23 protein-coding genes and 2 pseudogenes are annotated in these 25,625 nt (G+C 40.4%); 7 read left to right on the forward strand and 18 right to left on the reverse strand.

The window, feature by feature from the left end; translation table 11 throughout:
- Positions 1-402 precede the first annotated feature (402 nt).
- Positions 403-756, reverse strand: a pseudogene (locus ACF8EG_RS00330) (DUF1214 domain-containing protein); the annotation flags it as partial.
- A 116-nt stretch (positions 757-872) separates the two neighbouring features.
- Here ACF8EG_RS00330 and ACF8EG_RS00335 point away from each other — a divergent pair.
- From ACF8EG_RS00335 to ACF8EG_RS00345, 3 genes are all read left to right on the forward strand, one after another.
- Entirely contained in the window at positions 873-1,577 is a 705-nt protein-coding gene (locus ACF8EG_RS00335; protein WP_242536759.1) for a LysR substrate-binding domain-containing protein, read from the forward strand.
- Between the two features lie 167 nt (positions 1,578-1,744).
- Entirely contained in the window at positions 1,745-2,269 is a 525-nt protein-coding gene (locus ACF8EG_RS00340; protein ID WP_242536758.1) for a LysR family transcriptional regulator, read from the forward strand.
- Between the two features lie 13 nt (positions 2,270-2,282).
- The gene (locus ACF8EG_RS00345) at positions 2,283-2,600 is read left to right on the forward strand and encodes a hypothetical protein (RefSeq protein ID WP_242540622.1); all 318 of its coding nucleotides are present in this window, start codon (positions 2,283-2,285) and stop codon (positions 2,598-2,600) included.
- A gap of 173 nt (positions 2,601-2,773) precedes the next feature.
- On the opposite strand, the gene ACF8EG_RS00350 is transcribed toward ACF8EG_RS00345, so the two are convergent.
- The 14 genes from ACF8EG_RS00350 to ACF8EG_RS00415 all read right to left on the reverse strand — a co-directional run bounded on the left by ACF8EG_RS00350 (position 2,774) and on the right by ACF8EG_RS00415 (position 14,707).
- Complete coding sequence (locus ACF8EG_RS00350; RefSeq protein ID WP_015313138.1) at positions 2,774-3,232, reverse strand: hypothetical protein; 459 nt, start codon at positions 3,230-3,232, stop codon at positions 2,774-2,776.
- Between the two features lie 222 nt (positions 3,233-3,454).
- Positions 3,455-4,018, reverse strand: coding sequence for an OmpA family protein (locus ACF8EG_RS00355; protein ID WP_069505335.1), 564 nt, complete (start codon positions 4,016-4,018; stop codon positions 3,455-3,457).
- 1 nt (position 4,019) lies between these two features.
- Positions 4,020-5,405: a VWA domain-containing protein gene (locus tag ACF8EG_RS00360; protein WP_020842022.1), complete on the reverse strand. Its 1,386-nt coding sequence runs from the start codon at positions 5,403-5,405 to the stop codon at positions 4,020-4,022.
- Between the two features lies 1 nt (position 5,406).
- The gene (gene tadF / locus ACF8EG_RS00365; protein ID WP_031792396.1) at positions 5,407-5,985 is read right to left on the reverse strand and encodes a tight adherence pilus pseudopilin TadF; all 579 of its coding nucleotides are present in this window, start codon (positions 5,983-5,985) and stop codon (positions 5,407-5,409) included.
- A complete protein-coding gene (locus ACF8EG_RS00370; RefSeq protein WP_005454147.1) occupies positions 5,975-6,517 on the reverse strand; it encodes a TadE family protein in 543 nt (180 codons plus the stop codon). Before ACF8EG_RS00370 ends, tadF begins: the two co-directional genes overlap by 11 nt.
- On the reverse strand, positions 6,514-7,602 hold the full coding sequence (locus ACF8EG_RS00375; protein ID WP_005454318.1) for a lipopolysaccharide assembly protein LapB: 1,089 nt from the start codon (positions 7,600-7,602) through the stop codon (positions 6,514-6,516). The genes ACF8EG_RS00370 and ACF8EG_RS00375 overlap by 4 nt, the downstream gene beginning before the upstream one ends.
- Positions 7,602-8,468: a type II secretion system F family protein gene (locus tag ACF8EG_RS00380; RefSeq protein ID WP_029801899.1), complete on the reverse strand. Its 867-nt coding sequence runs from the start codon at positions 8,466-8,468 to the stop codon at positions 7,602-7,604. The genes ACF8EG_RS00375 and ACF8EG_RS00380 overlap by 1 nt, the downstream gene beginning before the upstream one ends.
- Positions 8,468-9,382, reverse strand: a complete 915-nt coding sequence (locus ACF8EG_RS00385; RefSeq protein ID WP_046268607.1) for a type II secretion system F family protein — start codon at positions 9,380-9,382, stop codon at positions 8,468-8,470. The genes ACF8EG_RS00380 and ACF8EG_RS00385 overlap by 1 nt, the downstream gene beginning before the upstream one ends.
- Positions 9,379-10,644, reverse strand: coding sequence for a CpaF family protein (locus ACF8EG_RS00390; RefSeq protein ID WP_005454188.1), 1,266 nt, complete (start codon positions 10,642-10,644; stop codon positions 9,379-9,381). The genes ACF8EG_RS00385 and ACF8EG_RS00390 overlap by 4 nt, the downstream gene beginning before the upstream one ends.
- Positions 10,641-11,840 (reverse strand): AAA family ATPase, encoded by a 1,200-nt coding sequence (locus ACF8EG_RS00395; protein ID WP_005454059.1) that lies wholly within the window; start codon positions 11,838-11,840, stop codon positions 10,641-10,643. The genes ACF8EG_RS00390 and ACF8EG_RS00395 overlap by 4 nt, the downstream gene beginning before the upstream one ends.
- Before the next feature lie 3 nt (positions 11,841-11,843).
- A complete protein-coding gene (locus ACF8EG_RS00400; protein WP_005498619.1) occupies positions 11,844-12,293 on the reverse strand; it encodes a hypothetical protein in 450 nt (149 codons plus the stop codon).
- A complete protein-coding gene (locus ACF8EG_RS00405; protein WP_005498618.1) occupies positions 12,293-13,636 on the reverse strand; it encodes a type II and III secretion system protein family protein in 1,344 nt (447 codons plus the stop codon). Before ACF8EG_RS00405 ends, ACF8EG_RS00400 begins: the two co-directional genes overlap by 1 nt.
- A 2-nt stretch (positions 13,637-13,638) precedes the next feature.
- Complete coding sequence (locus ACF8EG_RS00410; protein ID WP_020842019.1) at positions 13,639-14,394, reverse strand: hypothetical protein; 756 nt, start codon at positions 14,392-14,394, stop codon at positions 13,639-13,641.
- 58 nt (positions 14,395-14,452) lie between these two features.
- Positions 14,453-14,707 (reverse strand): Flp family type IVb pilin, encoded by a 255-nt coding sequence (locus tag ACF8EG_RS00415; protein WP_005481274.1) that lies wholly within the window; start codon positions 14,705-14,707, stop codon positions 14,453-14,455.
- Between the two features lie 194 nt (positions 14,708-14,901).
- On the opposite strand from ACF8EG_RS00415, the gene ACF8EG_RS00420 reads away from it, so the two are divergent.
- Complete coding sequence (locus ACF8EG_RS00420; RefSeq protein WP_069505333.1) at positions 14,902-15,345, forward strand: prepilin peptidase; 444 nt, start codon at positions 14,902-14,904, stop codon at positions 15,343-15,345.
- A gap of 52 nt (positions 15,346-15,397) precedes the next feature.
- On the opposite strand, the gene ACF8EG_RS00425 is transcribed toward ACF8EG_RS00420, so the two are convergent.
- The 3 genes from ACF8EG_RS00425 to ACF8EG_RS00435 all read right to left on the reverse strand — a co-directional run bounded on the left by ACF8EG_RS00425 (position 15,398) and on the right by ACF8EG_RS00435 (position 20,979).
- Complete coding sequence (locus tag ACF8EG_RS00425) at positions 15,398-16,306, reverse strand: LysR family transcriptional regulator (protein WP_005454057.1); 909 nt, start codon at positions 16,304-16,306, stop codon at positions 15,398-15,400.
- A 610-nt stretch (positions 16,307-16,916) separates the two neighbouring features.
- Positions 16,917-17,897: a GlxA family transcriptional regulator gene (locus tag ACF8EG_RS00430; RefSeq protein WP_069505332.1), complete on the reverse strand. Its 981-nt coding sequence runs from the start codon at positions 17,895-17,897 to the stop codon at positions 16,917-16,919.
- Between the two features lie 46 nt (positions 17,898-17,943).
- A complete protein-coding gene (locus ACF8EG_RS00435) occupies positions 17,944-20,979 on the reverse strand; it encodes a M6 family metalloprotease domain-containing protein (RefSeq protein WP_173670434.1) in 3,036 nt (1,011 codons plus the stop codon).
- A gap of 265 nt (positions 20,980-21,244) precedes the next feature.
- On the opposite strand from ACF8EG_RS00435, the gene ACF8EG_RS00440 reads away from it, so the two are divergent.
- The 3 genes and pseudogenes from ACF8EG_RS00440 to ACF8EG_RS00450 all read left to right on the forward strand — a co-directional run bounded on the left by ACF8EG_RS00440 (position 21,245) and on the right by ACF8EG_RS00450 (position 25,597).
- Positions 21,245-23,443, forward strand: a complete 2,199-nt coding sequence (locus ACF8EG_RS00440; RefSeq protein WP_069505330.1) for a M9 family metallopeptidase — start codon at positions 21,245-21,247, stop codon at positions 23,441-23,443.
- 179 nt (positions 23,444-23,622) lie between these two features.
- The gene (locus ACF8EG_RS00445; RefSeq protein WP_069505325.1) at positions 23,623-24,360 is read left to right on the forward strand and encodes an EAL domain-containing protein; all 738 of its coding nucleotides are present in this window, start codon (positions 23,623-23,625) and stop codon (positions 24,358-24,360) included.
- A gap of 85 nt (positions 24,361-24,445) precedes the next feature.
- Positions 24,446-25,597 (forward strand): annotated as a pseudogene (locus ACF8EG_RS00450) (IS3 family transposase).
- The last annotated feature ends 28 nt before the right edge of the window (positions 25,598-25,625 follow it).

A 25,625-nucleotide genomic window follows, 5' to 3' on the forward strand; every position in this document is an offset into this window, starting at 1 on the left:
CCTCTAATTGGAAAGCCAGACTAAATTGATCAGCAAAAATGTCAAATTTCGAACTTTAACGAAATGACAATTAACTATATGTTTTTAATTGACTAATTGAAAATAAGTAAGGACATTCTGACAAGACATTCCACCTTTGACTACACGATATTTGCGTTCAATATCTCAACAGTAAATGTTCTGTGTTTCAGCCAATAAACAACTGGAAAGTTGGAAAACGCGCCATCAGATTATTCTCAAGACTTAGCCAGTTGATAAGTCTTGTTTATTTAGTAAAAAGCTCAGCCACAGGAAAAAACAGTCCTGTAGCCGAGCTTAATTTTACAACAGACAATCTCAGTTTTGAGGTGCCGTGTTATAACTCAGGGAGACGCGTGTTTCCCTATATTCATACCAACGTTCTTATTTGACGAGTTCGATATCACCCATCGTCCAGCTCTTATCGAACATTTTCTCTGTTGGGCCGTAGAAGCGGAAATACGTAAACCAACCTTCTCCTGGGTTCGTTTGTACCCAGTTGTTCTCATAACCTTTCAGTGGCTTTGGACCGTAGTAAACGTCAATCGAACCGTCAGAGTTAACTTTTAAATTCTTACGAGAAGAAATGTCTGGTGAGCCTGCATCGTTGATGATCATCAGACGATTGTTTTCATCGTAAACCGTCGTCGACCAGAAGTTTTACGCAGGGATATTCGCTGGAACATGCAGTTTGTAGGTATGTTCACCTGAAAGCCAATTACCATCACTATCTTGATACGTTACTAAGTAACGCTAACCAAAGCCTGGAATACGACCCACTATTTGTGCGAACGAGGTATGGATTAAAGCCGACGGACAAAGGACAACTTTTATCCGATAGCTTACCTAAAATAATGGATGATTTATCGAATCTCATTTTAGAGCTTGATGAATTTTCGCCAGAAAGCAGTTCCGCGAATATAAAAATCGCAATTAATGGATTTTTTGGCGTCTCTTTCCCTGCGAAATTACATTTAAAGTTATTAGATATCGCTCCTAATATCACAATAGAAACAGAAAGCTGGAGCTCAAATACCATTAGTAAACTGATTAATGGTGAGTTAGATTTGGGAATCAACTACCCTCTAAACAATGTCCCAAAAGAACTACAAACCAAGCACCTTGCCACCGATGAATTTCAGATATTAGCGAGAGATGCACACCCTTTATCGAATCAAGCGATCGATTGCAATGACTTAAGTCTATATCCAATTGTCACTGCCATCGTCCCAGATTGGAATGAGAACAGAACGCTTATTGAGTGCTGGGCAGAGCGTGAAAACATTGAAACCGAAACCGCTTTTAGGTCCAGTTCCATTTTGTCTCTATTAGAAGTGATTTCGGAGACAGATGCTCTATTCCCCACATCTGCGTTTCTGTCAAGAAAGCATCTTTCCGGACTCAAAAGTTTGTCACTCTCTCCACAACTAAAAGCCTCCTTCAAAGGCGAGTCTCAAGATATTTACCTATACATGCACTATCGCCATCGCAATAGTCCTATTTATAAATGGCTGATTCCAATAATTGAAAGCACACTTTCATCTATTAACGATAACTAGTTGTTTTTTAAAGCCTTTTGATTCTTCTCAATGGTAACGTTTCATTTACCGGTGAGATATTAATATTTGATATATTCTGTATAACATCAACGAAGTTAATTGATCTTTGTTTTAGAGGTATATTGATTAAGCAATCAATATTAAAATAACAACAGACCATAACTTTAATGACTAATAAAAAACTGGATTTAAACTTAATCCAAACATTTTTAATTGCTGCAGAATATCAATCATACACCAAAGCGGCTGAGCACCTTGGCGTGACGCAACCAGCAGTAAGCGCTTCCATTAGGCGCTTGGAAGCACTAATTGAATACCAACTCTTCACCAAGGTAGGACGTTCAATTTCCCTGACTTCTAGAAGGCAGAACTTGCTCCCCAAACTAAGGCAAGCACTGTGTATGGTAGAGAATGCATTGTCCATTTCGCCTCAATTTAAGGTTTACTGCTCAGAGGTATTTTCGGGTAGTTTCTCGTCGATTAACAACGTTTCTGTTCACGAAGCTGCCGCGACAAAAAACTTGTTACTGGAACTGCTTCATCAGCAGAAAATTGCGTTAGTCATTGATTCAATCAAGTCTGATGATTCTACACTGGTCAATGAGGTGATTCACGAAGAGCCAAATGTCGTCGTATGCCGCAAAACACATCCGAGAATTAATGGACAACTCAATACCAAGCAGTTTTTTTAAAGAGAAACACTGCGTGCTGACTGATGAATGGGCTGTGAGCCAAACGACCAATCACAACCAATACCTAAATAACGTACAAGTCGAAACCGTGGCATCTTCTCTTTCTGGCGTCGTGTTAAATGTGATTAAGAGTGACAATATCGCGATAATCCCCCAGTCTTTTGCAATGAAATGGAAGGAACAACTAGACTTACAAGTGATTGACTTGCCCATTGAGTCAAACCTTGTCACCTACCATTTCATTTATCACAAAAGAGAAAAAAACAACCTGCACCACAAGCGTATTCGAAACAACATCAAAGAAACGCTAAAACCATTTTACAAATCTTAGCTCTTTGCTTGTTCCCGATGCCAAGAACCATACAGTTGTATCGGTAAGCTAGGCGCGGGTATCTAGCGGCTTTACCTCATGTACTGATAATAATTGTATAGACAGAACAAAAGCGATGGTGGCTAAATTCGTTTTTAAATAACAGAGCTTTTTAAATGGCAAAGATATCTCGATTAAACTTGATGATATTTTTTGTTTTTACAATCATAGCTTAGCAACTCGTATGTATTTCTAATATCCAAATACTTTTCATAATGTAGATAGGCAATGATTCTAGCGTCTGTATTGAACATCAATACGTTTAATGCATTTATTGAATCATATAAATCTTTACCATCAACACCTGACTCTTTATAGCAGCTATTTATATAATTGAGTTCTTTGTAGAGTTCGCTAGCAATCAGCGGATTTTCTAACCTATCTTTTGCGAAATCATAACTTAATATACTTGTTGCATATTGGATATAACGTAACATAAACTCTTTATCAGCTTCTGTTACTTCTAGGTGGTTAACGACTTTATCGACATCATCTCTGATATTATTTTTATTTAAGTCGATGCCTAATAAAGTGTCAGAAACATCTTTGAGTATACGAGGGTTATATACATATTCCTCTAGTTGGGCGCTCATCGCTGGTTTTTCTACTTCAGCATAGGAATGGCAAGCGTTACCAAAAAACAAAAATATCGACACGAAAATATGTTTACATTTCATTGATTGAGACAACTAATTTATACATTACAGAAATAATATTCACAAAAATAAAAGCTTAGTAAAAACTAAGCTTTTAAATACCACATAAGATTGAGCACATGAATATTAAAATTACAACAGCAAATAGTGGATTGCTCATTACTCTATAGTTAATACAACTCGACGGTTACAGCCTGACAGCTTATTCTCGTTCACCTTACATATAGGCGCAGACTCCCCAAAGGCCTTTTCCACGATTCTGTTGCCAAGCCCCAGATCTTTCTTTAAATACTTTGAGGCAGTGCTTGCACGTCGAAGGGATAAACTTTTGTTGTAAGCCTGGCTTCCGACATCATCCGTGTGCCCTTCAACGAGAATACGTTTGTCTTCGTTAACCAGTTCTAAATACTTTGATATAGCTTGTTTATGTACGTTTGTTAGATAGTGCTCATTAGTATCATAGTGTAGAACTAACGACATTGAGTTCTTATCAAATGTGCAACTTTCCGTGACGTTTGTCGCTTCAACCTTTTCAATTTTTTCATCTTGCACAATGGAAAGATCCTCATTAATTACTGATGCGAGTTTTCCATCCACCTGAGTAATTTTTGTATCAGAGCTTTTCAAAACTTTTGAAGTAACATAGTTTTCAGTTTGGTTGATACAATTAGCGAGCGCGACATTTGAAGTAAAAATAATCGCAAATGGTATTAACTTTTTCATTTTAATCTTTTAATCGTCCTGTTTCTTCGTTAATCAGATTTAATATATATTTGTAAACGTCTTTACCACTTTTCGCATGATAAATGTTTTTCTCACCAACGCACTCACCGAAACCATCATCTTTTTGTACGTTGTAGTTAACACCTATTACGCCCATGGTGACCTTGGTTTTTTCACCCTCTAGCTTCGCATGTTCACTTTGAAACTTATTTTCTTTACTAGATATTCTTTTCTTAAGGCTTTCACACAAACCATGCTCACCCACTAATGACTTTAAGAATTTGTCATAAACCTGATAATAATAAGTTCGCCCATCATACTGGTCTACGTAATATTTAGTCACGACGTCATACTTATCTCTATAATATCTATTTCTATTCAGTCCCATCGGAAATTGCACATCTGTATCTGCACCATCAGAAAGAATAATAAACACTTGCTCTGGGTTTCGATCTTCCTTTTTAACTTTATCCGCTTCTTTCGCCGCAGCAATTAAACCGAGCCATGATTGAGTACCACCACCTCTTGCTGGCATCACTTTGTGGGAGTTTAGAATATCAATAAATTCCTGATATTTATCAGTCAGAGGGATATCCTGCGACTTATTATAATCACTAGCATAGTGCGGCTTTTGCTCTACTACAGACTTATCAAACATCTTATCGACGATGCTTTCAAATGACGCTTCAGTGTGAGAAAACTCACTTGCATAATCGTATAACTTCACTCGACCAGCGCCTTTATCGAACTTTGCGTTGTAGGCGTTATACGTTAAAAGCGCAACTCGACTTTTCTTATCCGGACCGGTTTTGAAGTTCTCCAACTCTTTAACGACTCTGGTAATCGTATCTTTTACGACCTGCATTTGAGTCTTGTTTCTTTCACCATACCATGGGTTACTCATCGATTGACTGGTATCCAATATGAAGTAGATATCAACGGGCTGAGGTAGGTATTTTCTCGTAATCGAGTCACCAGAGACCTTGAACTTGGGTTCTACACCAATTTCGTTGTGTGAGATCCACGAGTCATGCTCCGCAGTCGCGACAACGGTGAAGTCAGCAAATGGTGATAGCTCATTATTCCGTTGAACACAGCCATCTTTGTATTCACACTTTTTAGTGGATACGCTGATTTCGATATCGCTGATGTTGTCAGTAATGTATAAATCAACAATTCTCTGCGCATAGTCCTGATCGTCTTTATTGTCTTTACCAGGGCTTGCGATCAAAGCAAGACTTGCTACTTCCGCCGCTTCTTCGATTTTTGAGTGCGCAAGTAAACGTTGTGTGTAACCGACAGAAAATGAGAAAGTGATGATTAATATAGGGAGAAACGAAACAAATATGATTCCAGCCACTCCTTTCTGCTTAGTGAAGCCCTTCATATTAAATCCTTGCAAATGAGTATGAACTGGTCACAACCTTGATCGGCTCACCACGCATTACACCGATGATATTGAAAGGTGTTTTGTAGCATAGAGATACGTGATAAAGCGGAAGACGTCGGTTCTGTGTCGTCAGTGGTAATAGCTTCTTCGCTTCTGCCACCGTGATTTCCTTCAGATCTGGAAAATTACAATCTTCTGTTTTGCCTTTGAAGTGGGTAAACGTAACGAGCTTAGTGTCCTTTTCTTCTAACGAGAGCTCCGTGATTCTCATGCCTAATTCGCTGGCATCAAAATCTGGTAACGTACGTTTCAGCATGCCTTTCGCCATGTAAAACGCGTTATTTACTTGTGCCTCACAATGTCTACCGTTCTCACCACATATATTGAGTTCGTTGGCGAACAACTGTCGACGCTCGCTTATGACGCTTACGATGGAATAAACCACTCTATCCAACTGCCCTTTCTTGTTTACTGCGATCGTGTAGTTGATATGCATGGCAATGATTGAACCAAAAAAGAGTAATACCAATGCAAGTTCAACGATAAAGGCTCCGGTTTGTTTCGACTTAGCCACCACAAGTGATCTCCTCACCTAATTTGAAAGTGCATCGTTCATATTCTTGAACTGCGACCATCTCTCGATTAATGCTCATGCTTGGCATAACAAAGTTAAACAAAGGGTGATAAGTGAAACTCAATTGATAGATGGCTATCGGCATATTGACTGAGTTCGCCACTGCATCGCCTTTTTTAACATTGGGGCAATCATCTAAGGCTTGGCCACTACGGTTACATTGAACAAAATCAGACAAATTTTTAAAGTAATAGACCGATGCAGATACCGATGAATGGTCGACAACCTTCGACCATAAGGCACCACCGCTAGATTCTAGTTTGGTTTTGACCACATCTTGATAGTCCACTTTTTCCGAGTTGCTAGAACTACCTTGTTTTTTACTACTCATCACAGCTGTCGTCAGCGCATGGTCGGTTACCCCCATCGAATACGTAAGTACAGACAAGTCAAACCAGGTAAATAGCACCATGATCAAAACGGGTAAGCCCATCGCAACTTCGACCGTCAAACTTCCTTTTTGAAACTTGATCATAATTCAACGTACCTTTTCTTCGTGTAATCAACGACAAAAGCACCTTTGATATTCATGTTTTCAAGAAACTTCTTTGCATCATCTATATCGCTAAACTCACCAACGCAATAACGCTTCCATAAGCCGTGAGTGTAGGAATACACTTTGCCATAGTTGCCTTTCAGATAATTTAGGTAATCTGACGGAATGACTTTATAGGTTGCTAATACTTGAATTCGATAAATTGACGGCGCTTTAGGACGTAAGTTTTGCGGGTCTAATACTGAGCGCGCTACGTACTTTGGTTTCAAATCGACAGATTTCGTATCCATTTCCATATTTTTCTTTTCCTTTGACTTCGCGACCTGTTTGGGTGGAACTTTTGTATCTATTTTTTTATTCAGAGGTTTAACGCTCTTCATGAGCTTTTTCAGTTTGACTCGTGCGTCTTGCTCGCTACTGTCGTGTTTCAAAACCTCTAACGCCACATCCGGACGATTCGACCGAGTCGACGCCAAAAGGAGATTTGAACGTACCTTTTCATCATTTGGATTGGCAGCAAACAAGCCATAGAGCAGTTCCATTGCGGGCTCTGGTCTGCCTTGCAACATCATCACTACCGCAATATTGTTGTTTGCCTCACGGTCTGATGCGCCATTCTTCTTACTGTCATTGAAGTGAGAAATTGCACCGTCGTAGTCTTTTTTACGCGCAAGTATTTTGCCTTTTAGAAGGTAGTAATCACCCTCTGGACCGCCATTATCTAAATACTCTTCTAAGTAACGTTCACTCGCATCGTAATTGGATTTTAAATATTCAAGCTTAGCTAAGATATAAATAATATCTGGGTCTTTAAGATCCTTTTTCTCTAGAGTGTTTATGTATAACTCAGCAGATTTTTGGTCTTTATTATCCAAATATAAATTGATCAGTTTTATCTTATAACTCGGGACTTCGACTAAGTTCGCTTTATAAAATTCAATAAGCTGTTCAGTTTGCCCAGAGTTAGTCAGTAATTTTTCTTTTGTTACTAATTCTTGATTGATAGTTGAACAACCACTTAAAAAAAGTAACACCAAAAGAGAGAAATAGTTTTTTATATTCATTATCCTAGCATCCTCATTATCCCTGGCGCTGCGATTAGAACAACAATAGGAATCATGATAAAAGCGATCATTGGGATCGACATTTTTGCCCCCATCTTGCCGATTTTCTCTTCCAGTTCGAGCATGTTTATTTCTCGAATATCAGAAGCAAGAGAGGCTAACACTGCACCCACGGATGACCCGTACTTTAAGCTTTGAGTAAGCGTCATGACGAAGCTTTGTGCTTCCGTCGTTGGGACTAAGTCGTAAAACTCGGTGAGAGCTCGGTCTAACCCAACAATTTTGGCCCGTTCTGACGTTTTCTTAACGACATAAGCAAGGTTTTCATCGACCGTTTTTAGCTCGTTCGACAAGTAATCCAAGCTCGCTTCTAACGTCATCCCCGTGTGTACACAAACGTTCATCAAATCCAGTAAGAAAGGCAGCCGACTACTTACATGTCTCACGTTTGCATTCCCTCGCGATGAGATATACATATCCGGCGCGATCAAACAAACAAGCATAGAAAGCGAGAATGAAATAAACGCGGAGGAAAACTCCATCTCTCCTTGAATGTAGGAGTAGCCAATAAACGCCAAACAAAAAACCAAGGGTATAATTTTCAACAGATAATAGGCTTGAGCAATAAACTCGCTATGAATACCTGCTCTAACTAGATTATTTTTTGTTTCTTCTTTATTAAAAGATAATCGAGAAAGATGTAACGATAATTTGTCAACAAAAGGCGTTTTTTCTTGGGTTGAATCAATAATCTTTTTTGTTGAAATATTTGCTTTGGTTTTATCAAACACCTTTAACGAGTAATACGCGGTAGATAACGAGATAATTAAACCAAGCGCTAAGAAGATTAACTTAATATCAACCATTACCTAACTCCTCTTAATATCATGTAGATAAAGAAAAACCCAATAGCTTCACTAACCAAGACATAATAAAAGATGGGTTTTCCCCCTTCTTCAAACATTACGAAGTTATAGTTTTCCGGGCTGGTCACTTTCAAAATCATGATAAAGATAACTGGCAACGCCGCGATGATTTTTGCTGATGCACGCGCTTCCGACGTCAACGCATTTTTCTTTTTCTCGATTGCCCTCGCTTCAAACATGATTCGGTTGATGCGGTTAATCACGTCTTTTAGCTGCCCACCTCGACTCAAGTTGATTCGAATTGTTGCGGCAAAGAAAAAGTACTCAACGTAAGGAAACGAAGCTGCACTTCGTGCCAATACATCGTCTGGGTCTTCACCAATCAGAAGTCGTTCTGACATCTTTTTGAACTCTTCGCCAACTTCATTATCAAGCTGAGTTCCTACGTATTCGAAGGCATGAACAATACTTTGTCCCGAAGAGAGTGCACCCGACAATATGTTTAGTGCATCTGGAAAGTTGTCCTTGAATCGCTGCGCTTGGATACCACTTAATTTGAGGATAAACATCACAAATAATATTGGTTCTAACGCCAGCAGCACTTTCCAGTACTCAAACATAAAAAACCAATCATTAACGCAGTAAACCGCTATCGAAGACGCAGCGAAAAAGCCGATCAGTTTTAGTCCTGCATTTGGGCTCAGCAGCTTTTTCAGCTGCTTAAATTTGTCCTTTACTTTCTTTTTATAGCTAACATCAAAACTCTCCGAGTCGATAACCGCCCGGGAGCCAGTAACGCCCTCGAATGTATTGGACTGTTCAATGATAGACGTGATTTCTTTTTGTCTTTTCACATGACCAATAAACAGGAATAACGCGACAGCAACCCATAGTGAAATGATGATCAGCATCATGAGAACAACTCCTGAAGTGCCCCATCTAAGCCGAAGAACTTAGCTCTCTCATAAATCACAGAACGCTTAGAAAGACCTGGCGTTCGGAACTCACCTGAGATTTTTCCTTCATCGCCTACGCCATTGTTCTCAAAGCGGAAAATATCTTCCATCACCACGCTGTCCCCTTCGAGGCCAACGATCTCACTGATGAACAATATTTTACGACTACCATCATGCAGTCTTCGTACTTGGACGATAAGATCGACCGCACTTACAATAGTGCGACGAATCGCCTCAAGCGGCAGGCTTGCTGTAGCCATCATTACCATACTCTCGACACGCGCAATTGCATCACGAGGGGTGTTCGCGTGCAGTGTTGACATAGATCCATCGTGACCGGTGTTCATCGCTTGAAGCATTTCAAATGCCTCACCGCCACGACACTCACCGACGATGATTCTGTCTGGTCGCATACGAAGGGCGTTAATCACCAAATCTCGGGCGGTAATTTCACCAGTACCTTCGACACTTGCTTGGCGCGTTTCCAAACGCACAATGTGCGGCTGCTGCAACTGAAGTTCGGCAGCATCTTCAATGGTGACAATACGTTCACCACTGCCGATAAAGCCTGACAAAGCGTTCAGTAGTGTTGTCTTACCAGAACCAGTACCACCTGAAATAAGAATGTTGCACTTGCAGTGGCTCGCAATGGAAAGTAGCTTCGCCATTTCAACGGACAGCGCGCCAAACTGAACCAAGTTTTCCAACTTAATTTTTTGCTCTTTAAACTTACGAATTGAGATTGAAGTACCATCAATCGCAAGAGGTGGTATTACGATGTTTACACGACTACCATCTTCTAAACGTGCATCACAAAGCGGTTTCGATTCATCAATTCGACGCCCTACATTGGATGCAATGCGCTTGGCGATAGTATTGAGCTGCTTTTCATTGACGAACTGGATTGGCGACTTCTCTACCTTGCCGTTGATTTCGATGAAAATATCTGACGGGCCATTGATCATAATGTCCGAGATATCATCGTTATCAACCAACGCTTGAAGCGGTCCTAAACCTTTAAGTTCATCCAGTAGTGCTTTGACGAGATCTAAACGCTTCAAACTGCTGATTTGCAGTTGCTTTTTCTCGATAAGAATATTGACGGAATCTTTTAGTTGGCTTTCAAGCTCCAATGGCTCGACATCGACTAAAGAAGCGGCATCAAGCGCGTCAAAGATTTCGTCTCTTATGTCAATATAAACTTCTTTTAGGTGATTCATTTCTTAAACCACGCGAACTTTTTCTGCACTTTGACTTTTTTACCAGTCAGCGAATTCACCATATTTGCAATAGCTGGGGTGAACTTAATTTTCGCCGTATTGTGAATGCCCTGTTGGATGATCAACTTTTCCAAATTGGCTTCATAAACGAAATCAATGGTGTCTTTCGCTTTAATTTTTTCTTTGGCGCCTTGGAGAGGCATCATGTAATCCTTCTGCGATCGAGTCATAGAAAAAATGATTCGATGCTCGGCCTTTCCTAATTTTTTCTTTATCGAGTGGTAAGCGCGTAACGAGGCAACAGAAGGTTCACAAACAACAAAAATGCGGTTGTATCTTTCATTGATGTCTTCTGAAGTCAGTTCGTTTATCGCATTTAAAGGCAATGAATCTATGATGAAGTTGTACTGATCCACCAGCTCATTAGAAATTCTAAATAGAGAGTCTGCATGGTCACTAATGCATGCAATGTTCTTTTCAAGGGCAAGGAAATCAAGCTTGTCTTTGATCGGGTGTACATAACTCCCAGCAATTGCGGCATCGAGCTCAGATTGGTTTAAATCGATACTATTTTGTTGCGCCTTTAGTCCTTTTAAACCCAAAAAAATATCCGAATTTAATGCCAGCGTATCGTGTTCAACAAGCAACGTTTTTAAGCTCGCTTGCTGGCTCAAGCTATGGGATAAAAAAGCACTGATGGTTGACACGCCAACACCGCCTTTACTACCAAGCATCAAGACTCTTTTAGCGATTCGCGACTTTTTCTTCACCGTTGGCGAAAATGTGTCTTTACCAGACTCTTTTAATGCCCCCAACAAGCCATCAAGTTCCGGATCCCAAAGAATGTAGTTCGCACCTAACGACAGCACTTTGTCACGCATCAAGATTGAGTCCGTGTTGCTCAACACAATCAGAGAAATGCTCACATCTAATCTTGAAGATATTTCCGCCACTTCCGAAACAAGCTCGCCACAATCTCGCAAATCAAGAACGACATGCTTTATTTCTGCGCTTGTTTTGTGCCAACTCTCATCATCGATATCATCTACTTTAAGAGGTGATGCGAAACCTTCGATCGCATAGAGCTCATCGATCGCTTGCAGAAAAGCCATATCATCTGAAACAACCAGATCAATGGTGTTATTCTTTTTGTCTTTACTCGATGAAGTCGTTTTGAATAGGTTATCTAAATCCATTTTTTACTCCACGACAGGATTCGTCATACTCAAACGTCTGTTGTATTCCAAGCTGCATCCAAATGGATGATTTTTAAGAGTATTGAATGAAACAGCACCACAGGTTTGTTCTTGAATCTTGTGATACTTCGCGACGATTTTTACACCTTTGCCCTCACTGTTTGCGTTCAGTGTGTATCGCAGTTTATTTACGCCTTTGGCTTTGATTTCTTTTACAAAACCATCAACAAATTGACTCTCTTCGGTGTCGTAATTGATTGCAAACGTAGACTTTGGGTATTGGCTATTGATTTGATTAACAAAGTTAACCGACTTATCCATTGCCACGTCTTTGTTGGTGACTCGAAACTCAAAGGTTTCCACAATGGTGTCTACCGTCGTTTTATTTGGGGTTACCGATACCGAGCAACCGGTCAGTAAAACGGAAACGACCAATAATAGGTTTGCCTTCATTAGTTAAAGCCTCCCGCCTTTATCGTATTTTCCAACTCTTCGTCATCAACTTTCGAAAGATCGAGCTTCAGCAAGCGCTCAAGGTCACTCGTTCGCTTGAACTTCGGCAGCTTGATGTCGGTTTCTTTGACAGGGTCAACAAGATTAACTGTCGCGACGATGATCAGCTCCGTCTTTCTTCTTTCGGTATTGGTCTTACTGAATAACGCACCAAGAATTGGGATGTCGCCTAGATAAGGAATTTTTGCCAATGACTCCTGCTCTTCCGACGTTAAAAGACCAGCTAACACGAAGCTTTGGCCGTCTTTCAGTTGAACCGTTGTCTGAGCTTTTCGAGTTCGTAGCGAAGGGACGCTAACTAGACCGGAGTTCACACCATTGGTTTTATCAATCGAGCTCACTTCTGGTAGCAGTGACAGGCGGATGTTTTCTGAATCTGTCACCTTAGCAACCATAGACAGCTTTACCCCGTATTCTTTATAAGTCACGGAAATACCATCGTTGTCTCGGACGGTGATTGGGATTTCACCACCGACAAGAAAGCTCGCCGATTCGCCAGAAATTACCGACAAGTTTGGCTCAGCCAGCACTTGGCCGATACTGTCGTTGCCACTCGCTGAGATAACCGCGACGATATCTTCTGCCGTAAAGTCCAGAATTTTGTTGACGAACTGACCAGCACCGCCAATCGACTTACCATTCGTCTCTGCGTATGACACGCCGAGTTCTGTTAAGAATGAGCTCGAAACCTCTGCAACCGTCAACTTCACATTGATTTGATCGGTAGTGAGCACTTTTAGGTTGTTGATGATATCTTCGAAAACGTAAGTAGCTGTATAGTCAAGCGGATCAACGGATTCTCCATTTGCGCCAGACAGCTCAAAAGTGTTTCTTTGCTTACTCTTTTTCAGCATCTCGCCAACATGGCGGTAAACTTTGTCTTTGATCTCTTCGCTGCTAACAACACCATCAATGACTATTTGCTCACCAATATTGGTCAGCTTAATGTCTTCATCTGGATATCTCGCAATAATGGTTTGCTTTAAAAGTCTTAGACTCTTGTTGACTACCACTTCTGCGTTATAAATTTCGTTTCCGGCTCGGTCATAAGCAATGATCGACGTTGCACCACGACCGATACCGTAAATCACGAGCTTCCCATTTGCGATTACCTTGTAGTCCGCAATTTGAGTGTCTGCGACAAATACGGTGTCGATGTTACGTTTTACGTTAATGGTTTTTGCTGCGCCTTTATCTAAGCTCAATAGCTCCCCTGCAGAGACTGAAGCTGGGAGTAATAGCGCCACTCCTAATGTGACTAATAGTATATTTTTATTGAACACCCTTAATTCCCTCTCAGCTGTCGAACGCCAAATCGATGCTCAATTAAATCGCTACTTTTCACAGATAAGTATTTATGAACCATCTTTGCAGGAACCAACGTAATAGCTCCGATCTTTTGTGCCATTTCAAGCTTAAGTACTTGTTTAACGGTCAACGCGATGATCAAGCCATAGTCTTCGTTTGACGAATCATCATCTTCAGACACATTCATCGCCTGTAAAACTAATGCACCATCAATAATGACGTTGCTTGTTAAGCTATCGATATCGGAATAACCGCTTTCTAATAAATTCGATTGAGATGAGGTTGTAGCGACAAAGCTGACGCGGTCGCCAGGTTGTATTGGTAACGCCTCAACAATGCTACTGCCTTGAGAAAGGTAGTAATAAGGGACCTGATCTTTTTTAAGCGAAAGATACATGTAATCTTTTTCGCCTGGGTTAGAAACCAAGTTTGACGTTAGTTGAGTTCCTTCGGTGACATCTTTTGCCCATAGAGCGCCAGATTCAATCTTGATACTCGTATAAGGGGTATAAGAATGCTGTTTTGCTTCTGACTCTGAGAACTCACGAATATCAATTGCATCAATATTGACGGGATCAGCTTTGTTCACAGTTCGATTAACAAATGCGACTTGTACAAACACTTCATTTTCCACGACGGCTACAGGCTCTGGCTGGTCAAAGAAATCACTGACGTAAAAAAAGGCCAAAAACATAGTGATGGCAACAAATACAAAAATTAATGCTCTACTCATAGAATAAAAACCTTAAAAGAGAGGGTTTCCCCTCTCTCTAAATTTATAACGGGTTAACTTATCCTTGTTTACCGTCGGCAGTACCGCCTTTACTACCACTGCCACCGGCTGAATTAGCACTATCCATCGACGTAGAGATCTTACCCATTGCATCATTTAACGTTGTTTTCAAAGTGCCATCTTTGAATACAAATAGAATAATTGAAGACATTGCTACAGCGATGATTGCGTATTCCACAGCAGTCACACCACGTTTGTCAGACTTAAATTTGTTGCGGATATTACGAAGTTTAGAATTGATATTTAAAAGCATGTTTACCTCTATTTCCCTTGAATTAATCACTCATTTCGTGAACGAATAAAATTTACATCAACAGAAACAATCACACCAATTAAGCTTTTTTATTTACATATAAGATGTTGTTATAAAAATAATGAAATCCATTACATAATTTTTTATTATCCAAAAAGATTTGAATTTAGAAGCAACACATTTAAAATGGGAAAATGAATTATATAAATTTTGCTTTGTGGCTAACTTGCCTGATCAACGTCTTGCTCATATTTTATGATGACATTCGTTATAGAATTGTAAAACATCGATTTCTTCTTATTATCTTTATTACTTCTCTACTTAGTTTGTTCTTTACTCCAGAACCACTGACTCAGCTCGCAGTGAGTACCTCTGTTTTTATTTGTTTCTTTATACTTTGGTTGATAAATATTGTAGGCGGCGGAGATGTAAAACTCATTGGCGCACTTTTCTTAGGAGTGAACGATGAATATATGTTAGCGGCAATAGTAGCGATAGGATTACTGGGTGGGATTCAAATATTGGTTATGTGGTTAATGTCTGTTTATCGAAAAAAAACACCTTTTGAGAATGGTATCCCTTACACAATACCAATTGGTATAAGTGGGCTCATTTTCTTCTACATGTCATTAATTTAATCATTATTAAAACAAACGCCATGTCTATTTATTCAATAGCCATGGCGTTTTTCTACATCACTTCACAACTGGTTAGCAAGCGACCCGTAGGTGGTCTACCAACCACGCCTTTAGAAGTAAGTCGGAATGTTTCGGTAATCAAACTTCTCAAACGTTCTTGGTCAATTTTCTTCGCAGCAGAGTCATTACACCATACGTACATCTCGATATACTTGGATAGCGGATATTGGCTACACTTGTAATCACCTAATGTCCAACTTGGACAGATAACAAAAGTATTTGCCGCTTGCAGTTCATTGATCATCAATCGAGAGGAAGAAGTGGTAAGCCAATGTTTTACCTTAGAAATATCCACTCCAGAAGAATCGAGCAATACCTCGGCATCTCGCCTAGTCAAAGTATTACAAAAGACGATTCGCTCAGGGTAGCACTCCTCAGGTTTGACGGCACAGTCGCAAGCTAAAATGTATTGCTCTCTATTTAGGGGGAAAACGCGACCTTCCACGGAAGTGGTGTCACCAATAGCGAAGACTAAATCGTGGTTATCTTTATCAACACAGTTCATGTCGCTATAACTTGTAATAGCCAACTCGACGTCGTTATACACTCTAAAAGAGCTAATTACCTTCGCGACCAATTCAGGGGCAAATGAATCAGATATCGCAATAGAGTACCGATCAAACATATCTACTTGAGCCAATTCGTCAAATAATTGGTCATATAAAGACATTGTTCTGTCTGTATAACTAAGCAATATTTGGCCATGTTTAGTCAGATTGAATCCATCTTTTCGATCGAAGACTTCAGCCCCTATAGTACATTCAAGTTTTTTAATATGTTGTGAAACGGCTGGTTGGGTTAAATATAGACTTTCTGCTGCCGCAGTAAAACTTCTATGCCTTGCAACATGTGAAAAAGTGCGCAAGTACTTTACATCGATGGTACGTTTATTAGCTTTCATTTAAATAACACCAAGACCCAATAATTTTCCGATAGTTATAATTTTTATAAATCCATAAAGCTACAGATGAAGCCAGTTAATAAATAGCTCCCCTCTATAACTCAGTGTCTTATTTTACGTCTAAGCATTAAACAGTTGTATAAGAAACCAATTGCTTACCCATTGAGTTTGCCACTGATCCGACAAGATAAAAAACATTGTAAATATCTGTTTTAACTATTATTTCATGTTGCAAAATAATTAATTAAAAAAAGATAACTTTATAATATTGTGTCTTAATCACCCCCTTTATAAGGTCTAAATCCCCCTTTAATTTTAAGTAATTACTTAATAATATTCATATTGTTTTATTTCATAACAAACAGTATACATTATATGAACGACAATATTATTAATAGAAATTAAGTAATTATAAGAATACGTATATATAAGTATAAGTTACCGTTATTAAAAATCAATTCAAGACTAACTCATTTATACTCGAACGAAAATAGCAAACGTTTGCCATTTTCGTTCGAACCATAATATGGATTTAAAACGAATGTAAATGCGACTATTCAATTAATAATGTTGCATATCTCATGATTCTGGCCATGAGATATGCTTATCATTAAGCTTTAATTTGGTTTCTTTTGCGATATTCAAGCGGAGAACAATCATTTTCTCGTTTGAATATCTGCCTGAAAAACTGTGTATCAACATAACCAGATCGACTTGCAACTTCATCTATTGACAACTTTGTTGACCTCAACAGTTCTTTTGCAAAAGATAAACGCCCTAACTGAATAAACTTTAGCGGACTGATGGATGTTGCCTCTTTAAATCGGCGTTTTAACTGCCGTTCTGATAAGCAAGCTTCATTCGCTAAATCACTGATAGATACGATGTCTAGATCCGTGGTGAGAATCCATTTTTGGATTTTTAGAATCAGCTCATCTCTGTGTTGCATGTAACGGAAAACATCACAGTATGAATGAGAGTTTCCACTGCTCTCTATTGTACTTAAAAACTGGTTACCAAGGTTTCGAGTGTGCTTTCCAAAATACTCTTCTACTATTTCCAGCATCACACTTGAGTGAGAGTAAGGTCCAGACGAAAGATAGACGTTTCCGTCAATGAGTGCTTTCTGCTCAGTCATGAGCATTATCTCAGGGAACAGTTCGCCAAAGAGGTGGGCGAAGTAAGAATGCATTACAGCTTTGTTTTGCTGCAAAAGACCGGCTTTCGCGACGACAAAAATACCAGTGTCAATTGCAACTATTTTGCTGCCTTTTAGGTGTAACTCTCTGATCCAATCGAACAATGCAGGATCGATATTATCTAACGATTCTAAAGGATCGCCAATTGAGCCAATGATTAATATGTTTGTAAAATCAAATGATTGCCATTGTGCGGTGGGTTGAACGCTGACCCCCCCTCGACCAATTAACGGCCGATTGTTTGGCGTAACGACGTGTGTCATGAAACCTTGGAACTCTGCAAATTCAGCTGCTGTTTCCAAGATCTCTAATGAGCTTATTATTGATGCAAAATACCTCCCTGTCGGAGCAAGCGCTACGACACGGAGGTTTTTCTTATTGGTTTCCTTCAATCTTCATTCATCCTGCGAATATAAGACGATGAATTATAATATCTTTCTACCAAATATCATTTCTTATTACGAATCTATACAAATTATTAACCTTTGTTCTTAGGCTAATCAGCATCATACATAGAGTGACCCACAGCCCCATAGAGCCGCCTTCTTCACTCTTGCCAGGATCATTTTCCACAACGACTTCTTGCTTAACGACCATAACAACGCTCTTAGTAATAATTGCACCATCGTTGTCGTTTACCGTCACTTCAAACGTCAGCTTTTCACTTTTCTCACTCACTTTTGGTAACGTCACTTCTACACTTGCCGTATCCGTGGTGGCAAACTGAGCTTTAGTCCCAGAAACTTGACGCCATTTGAATGAGTGATCCGTTGAATCAACGTCTTTTAAGCCAAGTACAGATAGTGTGACTTTTTCGTTTGATAGGCCTTCTTTACGACTCGCTTCAACAGCGAAGATCGGCTCATCATTAACCGCTTCGACCGTAATTACAGCCATAGCTGTATTAGATTCACGTCCGTTTTCTTTCACAATAGAAAACTCAAACTGGTCATTACCAAAGTAGTTTTCCTTACTTTGGTAGGTATTCCCATCAATCTTGCCGTGCATCGGCGGCTTTTTAATGACGATGGTGTCCCCTTTCTCTAGTCCTTGTTGCTGATGTAAGTTAAGTTCCAGTGGCGTATCTTCTAGCGCTTTGTATTGAAGACTATTGGCGGTGATTACTGGAGAATTGATCGTGATGACCACCTCACCTTCTGCTGTCGTCCCAAAATCGTCAGACACTTGATACTTCATTACTGCTCGTTGTTCTGGAATGTCCGAAACAGGAACAGAATAGTGGATTTTTTGTCCTGAGATTTCAGCGCTACCAATCGAAGGCTTTGATGTAATCTTATCTAGCTTCAATGTGCTATTCGCATCCGATGAGTGGTCATTCGCCAGTACATCAATCGTAATACTTTCACCGCTTAATACGGTGACGGAATCCGTTTCAACCGTAATACTAGGTTTCGCCTGAGGTTTTTCTAACAAAGCAGCAAAAGGATAATTACGGCCACGCCCTTCGCTTAATCCGCTCGTCTTGTACGAACTGGCATTTCCATAGAACTGCTTCTTTTTCTCTCCGTTAGACAAATAAGCGTCCAAGAATGAATAGCTGTATTCTGGCTTAGCGTTTTCTAGCTCAATGACCAACAACTGCTCACCTTCATCGATATCAAATGGCGATGCAAACATAACTCGACCACCAAACATAGGAATCACCCCCGATGACACTTCAACTTGAGTGTCAACGTTAATAGACGCATTCCCCCAACGGTTTGTAGTCAGGTCATATTTAAACATGCGATAACGCATCTCGGAGTTTGGTAGGATTGGCTTAGCAAATAAGTAGAAACCAACCAAAGATTGGTAACCGTCGTTGTTTTCTAACCCAAACCCTATCGTATTGTTGCGGCTGTCTTCATACACGTACGTTCTTGAAAGTGACGTTATCCAAGCCGATTTATTCGTCGATGAAGGAATAGACGCTCGTAACGTGCCGCTTTGATCTGTACTGGCGATATCATTAATCGAGATATTGGTTTCCCGGCCACCGGTGATGAGTTTCAAAGAAGGAGTTGTATCATCCGAAATAGTTACCACATTGCTTGAACCCGGGAACACATCACCTTGATCTGACCAGCCACGAGTTTGTAGTTCATCCAGACCGTCCGCTTGGAATACCTGAACTTGCATTGGCCCTGTGTCATTAAAACGGTTGTCGATACTTACGGCCGTGATCAAAAGACCTTCACCTGACAACGCACGGTCGTATTCCGTTTTTCTTCTGTTTTCGAAGTAAGCTCTTGGACCTTGCTGTTTCAAGTACGGATCGAGATACACCACACCCTCGCCTTGACGAGTCTCGATTGTGCTAGAACCAGACGCTTCAATCACTTTCGGCTTGATGAAACCAGCAGCTTCCTTACTCCATGCCAACATATTGACCGGCGTTTCCCCTGCATACGTATCACCTTGTTTACTTGCCCAGCTTCCGCCACCCATTAATCCCCATTGGCCAACAGAGCCGGAATGTTTGTAGGAGTACAAATCAGGTAGACCAAGCATCAAGTGTCCAAGTTCATGGGCAATCACGCCCATCGTAGATTGATGGTCACCTTGGAAGTCAGCAAACAAACAGTAATCTCGAATGGTCTTTCCATCGATCTCAATCGCATTATGACTATAACGATGAGGCCAAATGTACGGCGTATTTACCGAACCGGCAGATTTGTCATACCCCGCAAATACAAACATCACAGACAATTCGTCAGGTGTGATTTTGTCGTCGTTATTCAAATCGTAAGTAGACAAATCCACATAACGGTCTAACTTGTCGTAAGCAGCTTTAAAAGCCTCATTTAGCTTACTGTCACAAGTCGCATCATTTTTTGAGTGGCAGTTCGGGTGAGCGATATCCAACGTAAGGTCGATGACACCATCGTTCGCCGTACCTTCCGTTTCTTTCGCAGGCTCTACAATGTAACGTCCGTAACTATTCTTACTGAAGTAGTCTTTTACACTTTGCTGATTATCACCAAAAATCACATTGGTGAAGTCATTCACAAAATCTTGGTTGTTAAAGCTCACCTGAACAACGAGCAAAGGTTGGTGCGTGGGCTCATTTGTTGCGTTTAGTGCTCGGATGGGAGTTTGCTCAAGATATGGCTCATTCATTGGATAAACGTGCTCAGAAGGCAATAAAGAAGACGTCGGGGTGACGCGCTCTTTTAACAACTCTCTCACTGCTTGTGGCATTTCTAATTTGGCTTCAACCCCAAGAGAAGTGACGACAAAACGCCCATCAACAATTTCATGATTACCATAAAACCACCCTGTCTCTTCATCGTAGACATAAATAATGCCTTCTCTATCTTGATACCAGAAAGATTCTTGATCGCCATAAAGTTTTAATTCTTTCTTTGAACCATCATTTAACTGAAATTGATGCCAAGTTGGCGCAGGCAGCGTATTGGCATGAGCAAAGGAAACCATCAAAGTGCTGATGATTGGAAAATATATTTTTTTCATATACCCGTCGACTAAAATAAAAACCAAGCGTTATGTATATCAAAATCAATTTTTCCTTCCCAATTAACATTTCTACTGAATTTATAAATAATAGTTATTTGTTCAATATCACATAAAAATAGGCGTGTTGAGCATAATACACTTTTATCTAGCCATTAAATTCTATTATTTAACTATGCATCAGTAAAAATATATATTTGACTCCCATTTCAAATACAATACTAATTCTATGAAAAATATTAAAACTGCATGTCTTCTATTATCCATGCTTGGTGTTTTAACTGGATGTGGTGGTGATGATTCTTCCGGTGGAGTCAAGACTGTTCCCGTCGCTGGCGTAGATTCTGGCGACAAAAACGATGACAACGCTGACAACGCTGACGTAGATTCAACTGTGGATGACGATACAGATACAGATACAGATGATGACAGTACCGTCGATGATGATTCCACGAAAGATGACGATACCGAGCTTTTCCCACACAAAGGAAAATGTACTGTTGAAGATTTTACGGTTGACCGAGTCAATATCGAATCAAGAGTCGCAAACAGTGACTACGAGTGCATGAGAACGTGGTTTTCTCCATCGTTAGAGCAAGCAGACGTCGTCTTCAGTACCATGAGCGTGAGTCGAATTACTGGCGGATTAAAAAAGGCAATTGAAGCTTATAAAGGAACAAAAGAGCAAGCTCAGCAAATATACTATTTAGGTGAGTTCATTAAGGCAGCTTATAAAAACCGACACGATACCTTTGCCAAAAAGTTACAACCTTTCCCATCTGAATTAAGCGTAGATATTGCCAATACCATTCAACAATTTTTGCGCTCGCCATACGCTCTAACTGAAGGTCGCGAACAACAAGAAGCGCTCGCATCCATGTTGATTGTTGTTGATAGTATTCGTCAACTCGCCATCGCCGCACCCGATGTTTTCGCTATTCTTGATAGCTTTTCAGCGGACAAAAGCGACAGCTATTACTACCGTAAAGCCATCAACAATATCTTTGTCGCTATGGCTGGACACTCACAAACCAAAGCGTTTTACGATGTGATTGAATCTGACTCAAGTTATATCCATCGTTTGAGTAGTTTTATTACCAACAACGAATGGGCGATAGGCACGGATTCTGAACAACTACTTGGCAATGCCGCACGAGAGCTCGCTAGGCTGGTAAAAACTGAAGATGCAGAGACAAAAAAAGTCGTTGTCGACACTTTAGATTCTTTGTTAAAGCGCTACCCGCTAGGCGGTAAGTCAGACAGAATTTGGGTTGGCATCGCCGAAATGGTTGACGCTTATGCATCAGATTATCTTGAGCAGCTAGGGCTAAGTAACTCAAAATCCGTATTAAAACAGCGAATAATGACATTCAGTTATGATTGTCGCGGACCCGCGCGAATTCTTGCTCAAGAGATAACAGAAGCTCAAGCAATTACAAGCTGCGAAACATTAAACCTCAAAGAAGATGACTTCCACCAAACTGTTAACACCGGATATCAGCCTGTCGCTGATGATCATAGCGATAGTGTCGATGTTATTGTTTTTAAAACCAAAAGTGACTACTCGACCTACTCCAGCTTCCTTTTTGATAACACAACCAACAACGGCGGACAGTTCCTTGAGCGAGATCCATCAAAACAAGGAAATGTGCCTCGATTCGTCGCTTATCAAAACGGATGGGACGACGACTTTTCGATTCTAAACTTAGAGCACGAATATGTGCATTATTTAGATGGTCGATTCAACCAATACGGTGACTTCCACGACACAATGCGCGAAGGCAGTATCGTGTGGTGGTTGGAAGGTTTTGCTGAATACATGCATTACAAAGAGGGCTACAATGCTGCTCTAGTACTTGGCAAAGAAAAGACGCACACATTGGCAGACGTGTTCAGTACGAATTACAGCGACGGTTTAAACCGTGTGTATCGCTGGGGCTACTTAGCTGTGCGCTTCATGATAGAGAAGCATCCTGAAGACGTTACTGAACTGTTAGGTTACTCGCGTACCGGCCAATACAAAGAGTGGGTAAAACTGCTTGAACGATTAGGGCCTGCTTACAATACTGAGTTTCATTCGTGGCTGGATGAGGTGACGAAAGACATTGACGATTCGGATATTTCTCAACCAAAACCGAAAGAGAAGCCAAAGAAAATCGAACTCAATACCAGCATCCAAGTAAACGGTAAAAAGTTCTCTGAAACGCTCTTCTTTGTCGATGTTTCAGAAAGTTATAATCAACTAGAAGTGTCTATCTCCGGCACTGGTGATGCCGATCTATACGCTTGTTACGACAAAGTATGCCACTACTTCGAGTACGAATGGTCGAACTACACCCATGGCAGTAACGAAACGATTTCAATCCCAAAAAATGAAGACGGGTCGATCAAAATGGGACAATACTATTTCAGCATCAGTGGTCGTGAAGAATTCGACGTAGAACTGTCTGTTGTTGCGAAATAAATTTCTATCATCGTTCATTAGGCACCTGTTTTCTCGATGGTGCTTAATGAACATTAAATATTATTTATAAAGGTATTATAATTCTTAATTTCCTGACGTAATAACTTTAGATATAGAATATGAAACGATGTTTAAGTGTGAGTCAAACATAGTAATAGTAAACGGATAAAGTGGATAATATGAAAAGGAATATGCCTTACCTACCTAGCTTCAAATTGACTGACTTTGACATAAAAACGTTAGTACAACCTATCCTCTGTCCTAGAAGCCAAGAGATTCAATATTACGAAACTTTGTCTAAGATAAGCACTTTTGCTCAAAGCAACATAAACAACGACGTATTCTTTTCCATTATAGACAACACGTTTATTCAAACTCTCGCTTTACAACAAATTCGATTTTCTCTTGAAAAATACCCTCACCAACTACACTCTTTTAATATTAAACTCTCTTGCTTAGCTGACGAAGATTTTGTCCGTGAGCTTTTAAGCTTCAATGGTGCTAAGTTTGCTCTTGAGATAAGCGAGCTTGATTGTTATACCGAATCAAAAGAAATACGCGAAAACTTATCAGTGTTACAAGCGAACAATATCGAGATTTGGCTGGATGACTATCACCGTAACAACAAGCTGGCTAACATGTCACTTGGCAAAATACTTTGGGATCGTATCAAGATTGACAAAAGCTTTCTAAAACACGCCGACCAAGAGTCTATACAAGCACTAGAGTACTTCTTAGCCCCTTTCTGCTTACACGGATTGATCTTCGAGGGTGCTGAGTACATCGAACATCATAAGATGTTAAAGACAAGCCACTCATTAACTCAAGGTTACTATTACTTTAGACCGTCCCCAATAAACTCTCTCGACTCAAAACCGCGCGTTGCCGAGTCAATCAAGCTCTCCTATGCGGGTTAAATAAAGCAAAGCAATTTGAACAGTGATCCGCACCACCAGTTTTGGACACCGAGTTAAGTGAGTACAATCACTAACGAGGTGAACCATGACAAACAAAAAGAAACGTATTATTCATTCTCCTGAATTTAAAGCCGAAGCCCTGAAGCTAGCAGAGAAAGTGGGAGTGGCTGCGGCAGCAAGACAGCTCTCCTTGCATGAATCTCAGATCTACGGTTGGCGTAAGGCTGTAAAGAAAGACACCACGACCAGTCAGCGAGAGCAAGAGCTAGCCGCTGAAGTAGCCAAGCTCAAAAGGCAGTTAGCAGAACAAGCAGAAGAGCTAGATATCGTAAAAAAGGCCGCCACCTACTTCGCGAAAAATCTAAAATAGATTGCTATGAATTTATGCTCGAACACCTGCTGTACTTCAGTGTTGTCCGTATGGCTAAGGTGTTCAGGGTTTCTCTAAGTGGGTTTTATTATTGGATTAAGCATCGTCACAAGGCCATCCAGCGCGAGACAATTCGTCAAGAGCTTGATACAAAGGTCAAAGATGCTTTTGACAACAGTAAAGGTCGAGATGGTTCAAGACCTATCCAGAAAGAACTCGCTGAGAACGGTAATAGCCATAATGTAAAAACCATTGCAGCCAGCATGAAGCGTCAGGATTTAACGCCGAAAGCGGCACGCAAGTTTAAGTGTACAACGGACAGCAAGCATAAGATGCCTGTAGCTCCGAACTTGCTAGCTCAGGACTTTAATGCAACGGCCCCGAATCAGAAATGGGCGGGAGATATCACGTATCTTGCCACAAGTGAAGGCTGGTTGTATTTGGCTGTGATCATTGACCTTTACTCACGGTAAGTAATTGGTTGGTCAATGGATACGAAGATGATGGCAACACTGGTCTGCGATGCATTATCAATGGCTTTGTTCCGTCGAGGGTTCCCTGAGCAGGTTATTCTTCATAGTGATAGAGGTAGCCAGTATTGCTCGAAAGATTATCGAGACCTCATAACTGCTTATAATCTAAAGCAAAGTATGAGTAGAAAAGGAAACTGCTGGGATAATGCGTGTGTTGAGAGCTTCTTCCATTCGATGAATGGTTGAAGCGATCCAGTACGAACCGATCATGACCAGAGATGAGATGCACCAAACAGTCTTCGAGTACATTGAGGTTGATTATAATCGGACGAGAAGGCACAGTGCTCTTGGGTATCTAAGCCCAGTTAACTTTGAACAGAAAAATGTCGCTTAATGAAGTGTCCAGTCTGGCTGGAGCAGAT

It is taken from the genome of Vibrio sp. YQ_11 (assembly GCF_043103065.1).
GTDB lineage: Bacteria > Pseudomonadota > Gammaproteobacteria > Enterobacterales > Vibrionaceae > Vibrio > Vibrio parahaemolyticus.